This is a genomic window from Faecalibacterium sp. An192 (assembly GCF_002160175.1).
In the GTDB taxonomy this organism is placed as follows: Bacteria; Bacillota; Clostridia; order Oscillospirales; family Ruminococcaceae; genus Faecalibacterium.
Genome location: NZ_NFKB01000111.1, coordinates 1 through 2813 on the forward strand (window position 1 = coordinate 1; position 2813 = coordinate 2813).

Sequence of the window (2813 nt, forward strand, 5' to 3'; positions counted from 1 at the left end):
AGGGCGTGTATTTTTGAGAGTGGTCTCAAAAATACACGCCCACTACATGGAATAATTCTCTCACTGTGAGACTGGGTTTAGCAAGTACGCCGTTTCGTGAGGCGCTTACAAAGCTCTGCCAGCCAAACCGGCCAGCAGAGCCCAGGTCAACTTTCTTCAGGAACAGGAATACCGTTTTCTGTCAGGACGTTTTCCAACTGTCGAATCCTCTCGCGCTGTCGCTGTATTTCTTCCTCAGCTGCGTAAAAGTATTCCATCGACTCGCGCTCCATCTTGTCGTAGCAGGCTCGTTCCAGTTCCAAAGCCACGCAGTTTTCCTCATCGTAAAGATAAGAACAGTCATGTATCCTGGCCACCGCCTTCCCGGGCAGCCTTCAAGCCCTTGCGTTCCCGCATCGAGACTCGGCCGTCTACCAGAACCTCGTAAGCATTGTGGATAATGCGGTCCATAATGGCTTCTGAAACGGGGCTGTCGGATTCCGGGTTCGGGTCGATCCTGGTGTACCACCCCTCAGATTCGTACTGCGTGCAAAAGATCATAGACTTGCGGCACCGCGCTTCCACAATCTCCAGCATATCGTAGGATTCCTGCGGGGACAGCGGGCGAATCAGCCACTCGTCCAAAATCAGCAGGTCCTTCTTTTTGTAAGATTCAAGCACCTTTTTCAGCGTGCCAGCGCTGCGGGCAAAGCTCAGCTCATCCAGCAGTTCCGGCATACGGATGTACTGCACCTTTTTGAAACGGCGGCAGGCTGCATTGCCCAGGGCGCAAGCAATGTAAGTTTTGCCATTGCCCGAGGCTCCCTTGAGGATAATGTGGTGGCCTTCGTCAATGTACTGGCAGGTGGCAAATCGCAGCATCTGCGCTTTGTCCAGTTTGCGGTCCTCGTGGTATTCAATGCCTTCCATAGTGGCAGACGGCACGGCAAAATGCGCATTGCGGATAAAACGGTCCAGTTTGTTGCTCTGGCGGCGGTTCCATTCCGCATTTACCAGCAAGCCCAGACGCTCCTCGAAGCCCAGTTCATTGAACGTGGGATCTTTCAGCTGGTTGGCGAACTCTGCTGCCATAGCGGTCATCTTCATCGCCGTGAGCATATCCATTGTTGCCTGGTTCAGCATTCGTGGTCGCCTCCCTTCCGGAAGTAGGCCGCTCCGCGGGTAATGCCGTAGCTATTGGCTTTGGACTGAGCCGTTTGACTTTCTGCCTTGTCCGGCTTGTCCAGGCCATTTTTCAGAATGCTGGCAATGGTGCGCAGTGAGGGCGCGGTGCTGTACGCCAAAGCCTTGCCGCAGGCCGCCTCCAGCCGCTGTTTGCCGTACCGCTGTTCCAGTTTGCTCAGACTGGCGCAGGCCTTGTAGCCCTGCTCGGCTGCCTTGCCGGACTTTAGAAAGTGGTCGGCTACCTTTTCGGTCATAGGGCCGACTGACATCGCCCAGCGGCTGAACTCGTCTGCGTTGTAGGTGAGATATTTCTGGTGCTCTGGAGGCATATGTTCGCGCTTCACCAGCGGATCACGCTGCCGGGTCTGCAACCGGCGGTGGCTGGCTACACGGCTGCCGTGGTAGAACACCTCTACTGTTGTCTTGGTTACCCGGATGTCCACGCGCTCGCCAATCAGGTTGTAGGGAACGGAATACTTGTTCCTGCCATCCGTAACAAGATAGTCGTTGGCGACCTTGGCAACCGACCAGATAGCCGGCTCAAACGCACTGGCAGGCAGCGGCAGCATGTAGGGCTTTTCTTCTTCCAGATAGGCGCTGCGGCGACAGCCAGCCATCTGCTTGAACGGGCGGCTGTTCAACTCATCCTGCTTTTCGGCAACCGCTTCATTCAATTCCTGCAGGGAAAAGAACTTGCGGTCGCGCAAAGCCGCCACAATCCACGTTTCAGCAAAGCGGACAGATGCCTCTGCCGCGCTCTTGTCCCGCGGCTTGCAGACGCGCGCCGGTACAATTGCGGTGCCGTAGTGTTCGGCCAGTTCCTGGTAGCTGCGGTTCAGAATCACATCGTACCGGGTGTTGGACAGCGTGGCCGTTTTGCAGTTGTCAGGAATCAGCAGCCGTGCGACGCCGCCGAAGTAGTCGAATGCATGGACATGGCAGTTCAGCCAGTTCTCGGTTTTCATGTCGTCGCAGGCTTCCGCGTAGGTGTAGTAGCTGCAGGGCAGAACGGCGACAAACAAGTAGGCTGCGCTTTGCTCGCCCGTGACCGGGTCCTGGATGGGAATCGTATCGCCGGCCCAATCCACCTGCATGGCATCCCCCGGTTTGTGCTGGATGCGCATGGTCGCCTTTGTAATGCGTGCCCAGCGGCGGTACCGTTCGCCAAACTGAGTACTCATGTACGGCTTCTGACCGGTCTCATGGCACTTCGCACAGTATTCTTCCCACAGCAGCGACAGGGTCACGCCTGACCGGGCCAGTTCACGGTGGATGTACGGATAGTCTGGTTCGGCGTATTGGCTGGATGCTTTGTGCTTGTTTGGGAAGAGAAGCTGTTCCAGTTCGGCGTTGGTGACGTCGTCGGAGAGTGGCCAGGTTAGATTCCTATCTTTGGCCGCTTGTTGTACTGCTCGGATCGTGTTATCGGAGCAATGCACGCTGTTACGGATTTGCCGCTGGCTCTGGTTCAGTGACAATCGGTAGAGAATTTCTTTGTAATTTACCATTTTTTCCTCCATGAATGATGATTAGTCGCACATAGATGGTGCGCGTAACCATTATAGAGGAATTTCCCTGAGATGTCGCTTTACAGCGTGAAAGTGTCGCTAAAACTCCGTGCAGGTGTCGCTCAGCGTCCGATTTTTGCA

At 55.4% G+C, this 2813-nt stretch carries 3 protein-coding genes; all 3 read right to left on the minus strand.

All coding sequences use genetic code 11. The features are described 5' to 3' along the window. Positions 1-146: 146 nt before the first annotated feature. The 3 genes from B5F27_RS16885 to istA are packed head-to-tail and all read right to left on the minus strand — an operon-like array spanning position 147 to position 2672. Positions 147-308, minus strand: a complete 162-nt coding sequence (locus B5F27_RS16885) for a hypothetical protein (protein ID WP_158098277.1) — start codon at positions 306-308, stop codon at positions 147-149. Positions 309-339: 31 nt separating this feature from the next. Next, complete coding sequence (locus B5F27_RS16010; protein WP_087369041.1) at positions 340-1122, minus strand: ATP-binding protein; 783 nt, start codon at positions 1120-1122, stop codon at positions 340-342. Beyond that, positions 1116-2672 (minus strand): IS21 family transposase, encoded by a 1557-nt coding sequence (istA, locus tag B5F27_RS16015; protein ID WP_144066566.1) that lies wholly within the window; start codon positions 2670-2672, stop codon positions 1116-1118. The genes B5F27_RS16010 and istA overlap by 7 nt, the downstream gene beginning before the upstream one ends. Between the last annotated feature and the right edge of the window lie 141 nt (positions 2673-2813).

Coding starts and splice junctions, on each gene's coding strand:
- istA (WP_144066566.1), bottom strand. CDS start 2,672: ATGGTAAATTACAAAGAAATTCTCTACCGATTGTCACTGAACCAGAGC.
- B5F27_RS16010 (WP_087369041.1), bottom strand. CDS start 1,122: ATGCTGAACCAGGCAACAATGGATATGCTCACGGCGATGAAGATGACC.